The sequence below is a fragment of the Candidatus Binatia bacterium genome, assembly GCA_036382395.1.
Lineage (GTDB): Bacteria > Desulfobacterota > Binatia > HRBIN30 > HRBIN30 > JAGDMS01.
This window is the reverse complement of the sequence record DASVHW010000446.1, coordinates 1-6,791: the sequence shown is the minus strand read 5'-3', so window position 1 is coordinate 6,791 and position 6,791 is coordinate 1. Positions and strand designations below refer to the sequence as shown.

General features: G+C 63.5%; 8 protein-coding genes. 4 read left to right on the top strand and 4 right to left on the bottom strand.

Annotated elements, in window-relative coordinates; genetic code table 11:
* Window positions 1–204, bottom strand: a 204-nt coding sequence (locus tag VF515_22015; GenBank protein ID HEX7410307.1) for an FGGY family carbohydrate kinase, incomplete at its 3' end; no start/stop codon positions are given.
* Between the two features lie 414 nt (window positions 205–618).
* Between VF515_22015 and VF515_22010 the strand changes: the two genes are divergently transcribed.
* On the top strand, window positions 619–1,614 hold the full coding sequence (locus tag VF515_22010; protein ID HEX7410306.1) for an ArsA family ATPase: 996 nt from the start codon (window positions 619–621) through the stop codon (window positions 1,612–1,614).
* The gene (locus VF515_22005; protein ID HEX7410305.1) at window positions 1,601–2,671 is read left to right on the top strand and encodes an ArsA-related P-loop ATPase; all 1,071 of its coding nucleotides are present in this window, start codon (window positions 1,601–1,603) and stop codon (window positions 2,669–2,671) included. The genes VF515_22010 and VF515_22005 overlap by 14 nt, the downstream gene beginning before the upstream one ends.
* Before the next feature lie 103 nt (window positions 2,672–2,774).
* On the opposite strand, the gene VF515_22000 is transcribed toward VF515_22005, so the two are convergent.
* Window positions 2,775–3,140, bottom strand: coding sequence for a hypothetical protein (locus VF515_22000; protein HEX7410304.1), 366 nt, complete (start codon window positions 3,138–3,140; stop codon window positions 2,775–2,777).
* Between the two features lie 160 nt (window positions 3,141–3,300).
* Between VF515_22000 and VF515_21995 the strand changes: the two genes are divergently transcribed.
* Window positions 3,301–3,546 (top strand): hypothetical protein, encoded by a 246-nt coding sequence (locus VF515_21995; protein ID HEX7410303.1) that lies wholly within the window; start codon window positions 3,301–3,303, stop codon window positions 3,544–3,546.
* Window positions 3,547–3,557: 11 nt separating this feature from the next.
* Here VF515_21995 and VF515_21990 read toward each other — a convergent pair whose 3' ends face one another.
* The gene (locus VF515_21990) at window positions 3,558–5,066 is read right to left on the bottom strand and encodes a HAMP domain-containing sensor histidine kinase (protein HEX7410302.1); all 1,509 of its coding nucleotides are present in this window, start codon (window positions 5,064–5,066) and stop codon (window positions 3,558–3,560) included.
* Window positions 5,063–5,734 carry a response regulator transcription factor gene (locus VF515_21985; protein HEX7410301.1) on the bottom strand — a complete coding sequence of 224 codons (672 nt, stop codon included), beginning with the start codon at window positions 5,732–5,734 and terminating at the stop codon, window positions 5,063–5,065. Before VF515_21985 ends, VF515_21990 begins: the two co-directional genes overlap by 4 nt.
* 518 nt (window positions 5,735–6,252) lie before the next feature.
* Here VF515_21985 and VF515_21980 point away from each other — a divergent pair.
* Window positions 6,253–6,791 (top strand): hypothetical protein (locus VF515_21980; GenBank protein ID HEX7410300.1); only part of this gene is annotated, 539 nt, incomplete at its 3' end.

The following is a 6,791-nucleotide window of genomic DNA, read 5'->3' as shown; positions in this document are numbered from 1 at the left end:
CAGACGCGCCGCTCGCAGCGTGATGCCGATCACCCGCTGCGTCACGCGCCAGATCTCTTCCGCATCATGCTCGACCCAGCCCGGGCGCGGGTAATACTGGCGAAACTCGGAGTAGCCGCGGCTGCGCACCCGACCCGAGGCGTCGAAGATCATGGCGGTGGTGCCGGTGGTCCCTTGATCAATCGCTAGAATGTGATTCGCCATCGAAGGTCCTTTCAATGTGACGCGTGATTCGGCTTCGGGCATCCCCGCCCGGGTGACTAGTCACGACTGACGAACGGCGTCAACTGGTTAGTGATGTGTCACTTCAACTGCCCGATGCTGACGAATCACGCGTCACGCCTCACCCATGTAACCCCTCAGTCTCGGTGTTGTGGCTTGGTGTCCTCTCCCGCGCGTTTTTTCCGCGTGGGAGAGGGGAGGGTGAGGGCGCCAGCCTGACGCGGCTTGTACCCTCACCCCAACCCTCTCCCGCGCTGAGCTGATGCGTGGGAGAGGGAGTCTCGATTGGCGGGACGATTCATCGTCCGAAAGGCCAGGCGCCACCGAGACTGAGGCATTACTCACCCATCACGTCTCTCATTGTTGCGGCGCACCACAGTCGCTAGAATGCCGTCAATGCAGGCAGCACGCCTTCTCTTCGTGACCGGCAAGGGTGGTGTGGGCAAGACGACGGTGGCCGCTGCGCTCGGCCAATACGCCGCCGGCTTGGGCCATCGGACGCTGATCGTCGAGACGGCGACTGATGGCCGGCTGGCCTACCTGTTCGGCTACCATGCGCTGGGGCCTGCCCCTCGACGCCTGCGGGCCGGTCTCGATGCCGTTCGCATTGATGCCCGGCAGTTGGTGGAAGGGTACTTTTCAGGCCTGCTCCGCTTCCCAATGCTCTCAAAGCGGCTGTTGGCCAGCCAGACGTTCAACGCTCTGACCGCTGCCGCGCCGGGAATCACGGAGTTCCTGCTGTTGGAGAAGTTGCTGGGTTGGATTGAGCCGGGCTTCGGTGTGCGACGGCGCGGGTATGAGGTGATCATCGTCGATGGCCCGTCCACCGGCCATGCGCTGAAGATGCTGCGCACGCCGCGGGCACTGGCCACGATGGTGCCGGGCGGGCCGCTGGGGAAAACGGCGCGCCGGCTGCTGGCGTTGTTGGGGGACCATGCGCGGACGCAGGTGGTCCTCGTCAGCCTGCCGGAAGAGATGTCGGTGCGTGAGACGATCGAAACGCAGCAAGTGCTCGAAGGCGATCTGACGCTGCGCGTGGCGCGGCCGATCATCAACCGCGTCTTCCCGCGACATTTCTCGGCAACCGAAGCGCACTTGATCGAGCAGAACGGCGAGTTGGACGGTGCGGCTGCTCCGTTGCTGGCCGCGGCACGGTTCACCATCGCCTACCGGCGCGAGGCCGAGCGGCACGTGGCGCACCTGCGCCGCGCTCTCGGTGCGAGCCCGATTCTCTTGCGCCAGTTGTTCACTGCCGACGTGCGTGCCGCCGACCTCGAACGGTTTGGCCGCAGGCTGGGAAAGGCCGTTCTGGAACCGGTCGATGACAGTCGAAAGCCGAAAGCTGAAAGCGAAAAACACCGAACGGGTCACGATACGCATGGCGACCATTGAAAGTCTCTTCCGCAAGCGGCTGGTGATCTGCGTCGGCGCCGGGGGGGTGGGGAAGACCACCACCGCGGCGGCCCTGGCCCTTGCCGGCGCTCTGCGGAGACGGCGCACGGCTGTCATTACGGTGGACCCGGCGCGCCGGCTGAAGGATGCGCTGGGTCTGGACGGCTTGTCGATGGAGCCACAATCGGTGGCAGTCGACTCGGTCCACTTCGACGCGCTGGCCTTGGATACGAAGCGGACCTTCGATGCGCTGATCGAGCGCTTCGCGCCGAACCCGGCTGTGTCTGCACGCATCTTGGCCAACCGCTTGTACCAGGAGTTGTCGAATGAACTTGCCGGTTCGGCGGAGTACATGGCGATGGAGAAACTGCATGAGCTGCTGCACCTGCATCGCTACCAGGTGCTCGTCGTCGATACCCCACCGAGCGCGCACGCCCGCGACCTGCTGGCCGCCCCCAATCGCGTCACCAATCTCTTGGCCTCACGCGCCGTGAGCTTGCTACAGGCTCCCGCCGCGCTGCTCTCGGGAGCCCCGTCGAGTGTGGCACGTGTGGCGCTCTTCCCACTGCTGAAGGCGCTGCAGCGTTGGACCGGGCTCCATCTGCTCCATGACCTGGCCGACTTGGCCGCTGGTTTCGAGCACATGATTGAGGGCTTTCACACGCGCGCCGAGGAAGTGAGCCGTCTGCTGCGCGCTCCCAGCACGGCATTTGTCTTGGTGACGACGCCCGAGCCGCATACCGTCGAGACGGCGATCAGCTTTCATCGCGAGCTGACTGACGGTGGGTTTCCGGTGGCCGGCATCGTGGCGAACCGGGTGCTGGCCTTCCCGCGTCTTGACGAAGAGACAGTACCGACGGCCGCATGGGATGAGCGGCTGCGGTCGAAGCTGCTACGCAACTACCGCGAGTTGCAGGAGCTGTCCCAACGCGACCGCCGCACCCTACGGAAATTGCAGGGGGAAACCGGGGCGCCCTTGCTGGCGGTTGTGCCGGCCGTGACCGTCGCACCGACCACCCTGGCGGGATTAGAGCGGTTTGCGCGGCTGCTGCTGTAAAGCAGCTCAGAGTGGCCTATGGCATATGGCTGATGGCTTCTGGTTCTCGGCCATATGCGATCTGCGATATGCGCACGCCTCGTCGGTCTGAGGCGCTGCCTGCTCATGTGTCTTCTGGCTTTCGGCTCTCCGCTTTACGCTTTTCACTCTTTTTGATTTTGTCCTGCGCCGCCAGGAGCCGGTCAAGCTTCATGCTGAGATTGACCAGGCTGCCTTGCAGATGCTCCACTTTGACCAAGAGCTTGTGGTAGTCGGTTCGCGAGGGGAGGTTGAGCAGGTGGAGCAGCACCTCGACGTTCTTGTCCATGCGCCCCTTGGTTTTCGCGGCTTGGTCGATCATCTTCGACAATCCGTCGGAGAGCCCGCGGCCGCCGACCAGGTCTTGCACCACCTGGGCGAATGTTTCCTCACCGCGTTCGAAGAGCCACTGTAAAATGTTACCATGATCATCGTGGGACTTGGCAGGCATAGTGTTTCACTATAGTGAGTCAGTCGTGGAGCCGTCAACCAATCGTGGATCATGTTCGTGAATCGTGTTCGTTCGGGGAAGACATGACGGACCACGCTCTCTGTCCGCTCTTTTTGAACACGACCCACGAGCCCGACTCACGTGTTTCCCGGAGCCTGCCGTGTCGTGGGATGTGATACTCGGCTATTTCACTGGTTTGCGGTGGTTGTCCTCACACATCGAACCCAGCGTCCTGGTGCGGACGGTCGTACTCATCCACGTCTGCGACAGCATCATGTGCTGGCTCTTTGCTCACAACAGTGGCTACTCGAAGAAGCTGTGGGCCGTGCTCGGCTTCCTCCTCGGGATCTGGGCGGTAGCCCTGCTCATCATACTGCCGCCGCGTTACCGCCCGAACCGCGCGTGATGCGGAGCATTCTAAGGACGTTTGAGCGGCAGCGTGAACACGAAGGTTGCGCCCGCGGTGCCCTTGGGGCCCTCCACGTCGAGCTGTCCGCCGTGCGCCTCGGTGAACTCCCGCGCAATCGCAAGGCCCAAGCCGGTGCCGTGATCCTTGGTGGTGAAGAACGGTGTGAACACCGCGTCTCGATCCCGTTCGGGGACGCCCGGGCCCTGGTCTGAGATCGTGACCTCGACTCTGCCGTTGCGGACCGTAGCCCGCACCGCCACCTCACCCGCTGGCTGCGAGGCCTCCACCGCGTTGCGCACGACGTTGGTGATGGCCTGCTTCATCTTGAGCTTGTCCAGCATGAGGCTGATCCCCGGCGGGCAGTCGGCGCGCAGCGAAATACCGTGCTCCCTCGCCTCGGCGCGGCACTCGTCGAGGCATTCCTCGATGACGCGAGCCAGCGGATGCTCGTAGAGATTGAGGCGCAGGTCCTTGCTGAACACCAGCAAGTCGGTGAGCACCCGGTTGACGTCGTGCAACGCGACTTCGATTGCGGCGGCGTTGTGACGCGCCTGCGCCAGCACCACCGGGGGGTCGCCTTCGGGATCGGCGTTACGAATCAGGTCGGCATAGATCCCGATGACGCCGAGCTGCTGCAGGATCTGGTGCGAGACCACAGACGACATCTTGCCGATGGCGGAAAGCCGCTCCCGATGCTCCAACTCCCGGTTGAGGCTTCCCAGGCGGCGGTTCTGCTCTTCCACCATCAGTCGGCGTTCGTTCAGCCGTTTGAGCATGAAGTGCAGGCCGAGCGCCGAGAGTGACCAGCCCGCAGCCCCGGACAGCCCGTGGGCGCGGAATCCGTAGGCGATGAGAAACACGAAGGGCGTCAGGGCCAGCACCACGATGAGGCCGATATCGGTCAACGCCGCCCGCAGCTTCCCCCCGGACGACAACGCCAAAAGGGGGCGGTCGGGATAGATCGGCAGGATGGAGAGCAGCCCCCAGGTGACGTATCCTCCCGCTTCCGCCACGACCATGGCGCCTGAGGCGCCTACCGGCAACGCGTGTGGCACCAACCTAGACACGATCCACCAACGGATCCCCATGCCCAAGGTGAACGCCGCCCACTCGGCGGCGGCGCCGGCGTTCACCTCAGTGTCCGCTCGCCAACCAACCGCAAAGAATTCACGGCGCACCGTCGGTGCCGCGGAGCGCAGCTGCGGCAAGCGTTCCTTCCAGCGTTCCGGCAGTATCCCGCGCAACACCCGCATGAAAAGCGGGGCGATGTTCCGCAAGAGAATGATCGGCAGGCCGCCGATGTAGAGAAAACCGATTGTTGCCGCCATCTCCGGGATGGGCAGTGCGACCGTGGGCAGCACCTCGACGTACGGCAGGAACAGGAGAACGGAGACGATCAGAAACACCGCGTAGATGGGCCAGTCTGCGGCCCGAAAAGACAAGAGGCTGGCAACCGCAACACCGCTGCCGGCAAGAATCACCAGCGTACGGAGAGCCAGGCGCCCGATCGTTTTCACCGCGTGTCCTTGCCGCCCAGGCCGAACTTCACGGCGAGCAGCGCCGCCTTCGTACGGTCATTCACCTGCAGCTTGCGAAAAATGCTGGCGACGTGGTTCTTCACCGTCTGCTCGCTGATGAAGAGACGTTTGCCGATTTCGCGGTTCGACTCGCCCGTCGCCAGCAGCTTGAGGATCTCCTCCTCGCGCGGCGTGAGGCCCGCCAGCTGCTCGCGATAGCGGTCCTCTTGACGCTCGCGCTCGAACTCCCGCAAGACGCGCCCGGCGATTTCTCCGGAGAGCATCGGCTCGCCTTGCGCGGCTCGCTCCACGGCAGCGCAGATCTCCCCCGGGGGAGCGTTCTTCAGAAGATAACCGACCGCCCCCGCCTTCAGCGCCGCGAAAACACGTTCCGAGTCGGAGAACGCCGTGAGCATGACCACGCGGATGTCCGGATACCGTTCGTGCAGCAGCTGCGTGAGTTCGATGCCACCTTGACCGGGCATCTCGACATCCATCAACACGATGTGCGGGCTCCCGTGTTCGCCAATGGCATGCCACATTTCCTCGCCGCTGCCGACCGCGGCCATCAGCTGCAGCTCCGGACGGGCCTCGAGGCATTGCCGCAGACCGTCCCGGAAGATGGGATGATCGTCGACGATGATCACTCCAATTTTCTCGCGCGCCACGTTTTCACCTCTCGACAACGGTCTTTCGAACGCCTCATCTGCGGAGCAGATACGCGCTCAGCAGCCAGCATCGGCCAAACTTGCCGCTCTGCAATAGCCCTTTCGTACGGGGTCTTCAAAGCCGAAGTACTAGTGCTTCCGAACTCCGCAAAATGAGCCTTCCGACTGATTGTTGGCTGACCCCCCCGTGCCTAGGATTGGTCATGGTAGCTAGAAAAGGGAGAAGATCATGTTCGCGACCCTACCGGGATGGTTCCTCAACAGCGATGGCGTTGCCTCCGTCACCTTTGCCCAACCCGCTTCCGTGGGCAACCTCTTGGGCGTCATCAGCTTGCTCACTCTTGTCGCACTGGGGCTCATTCTTGGCCAGGGCCGATGGAGTTGGCAATCGGGCCACACCGGGGCATCCACCCGGAAGCCGAGGCCGAAAAAGCTCCTGGGCGGTCCGTCCGTGGCTCCCGAGCGCCGAGTTTACGGTTGCGCGTCGGTGAATTAGACTTGACTCGATGGATGGTTTCTTGAGGCGGTACGCCGAGTTTATCGCGCGCCGTGCCTGGCTCGTGCTGGCGGCATGTCTTGTTGCCGCGGCGATCATCGCCTCAGGGATAGGGCGCCTCGTGGTGGACCTCGACCCCGACCAGCAGGTGCCGCCGGATCACCCGTACATCGTGGTGGACCGGAAAATTCGTAAGGAGTTTGGCGGCAAGAACCTGGTTGCCATCGCGCTGGTGCCGAAATCGGGCACCATCTGGCGGCGGGATGTGCTGCAGATGGTCCACGACGTCACCGACGAGCTTCTCAATGCCCACGGCATCATCCGTCAGAACGTGGTGAGCCTTTCTTCCCCCTACGTGCGCGTGCCGGAGGACCGTGGCGGCGTTCTCACGGTTGATTACTTGATGAAGGAAGTGCCGCCGGACGAGGCGGCGATAGCGGCCCTGCGTGACCGCTACCGTCAGGAGCCGCTCTTCAAGGGCACGGTCGTCAGCGACGACGAGCATGCCGCGCTGGTCATCGTCGACTTCTATGATGGGCCCACCGCCAGCGAGATCACCGC

Excerpts from the sequence above, each read along its gene's own strand:
- VF515_22000 (HEX7410304.1), bottom strand. The coding sequence starts at position 3,140 with ATGCCTGCCAAGTCCCACGATGATCATGGTAACATTTTACAGTGGCTC.
- VF515_22010 (HEX7410306.1), top strand. The coding sequence starts at position 619 with ATGCAGGCAGCACGCCTTCTCTTCGTGACCGGCAAGGGTGGTGTGGGC.
- VF515_22005 (HEX7410305.1), top strand. The coding sequence starts at position 1,601 with ATGGCGACCATTGAAAGTCTCTTCCGCAAGCGGCTGGTGATCTGCGTC.